Origin of the sequence: Pseudoalteromonas fuliginea (genome assembly GCF_000690055.1) — a bacterium.
Taxonomy (GTDB): domain Bacteria; phylum Pseudomonadota; class Gammaproteobacteria; order Enterobacterales; family Alteromonadaceae; genus Pseudoalteromonas; species Pseudoalteromonas fuliginea.
Window position 1 is genome coordinate 1 of record NZ_JJNZ01000140.1, and the last position, 392, is coordinate 392.

The 392-nt window shown below is 40.1% G+C and carries 1 pseudogene; it reads left to right on the plus strand.

From position 1 onward, the window contains the following. A pseudogene (locus tag DC53_RS0120875) lies at positions 1-392 on the plus strand (hypothetical protein); the annotation flags it as partial.

Here is a 392-nt window from a genome sequence, read left to right on the forward strand (position 1 = left end):
GCAGTGGAAAATTATCGGTGATAATAAAATTGCTACTTGGCAAGGTGAGTCCCGCGATAACAGCTTTATGCAAGGGTGTTATGCATGCCACTCATTACGTAGTCCGCTCACGGATGGTTTTGATAACAACCAAGCATTTTTAGACCAATTTATCCCTTCTTTTTTAGAACCAAACTTGTACCACGCTGATGGCCAAATTAAAGAAGAAGTGTATGTATTTGGCTCTTTTGCACAAAGTAAAATGTACAAAGCCGGAGTTAACTGCATTGACTGCCATGATAAACACACTATGAAAGTTAAAACAAAAACGAATGGGCTGTGTTTACAATGCCATAGTGCTAGTGAATACAACAAGCCCGAGCATCATCGCCATAAAGAACAATCAACCGGTG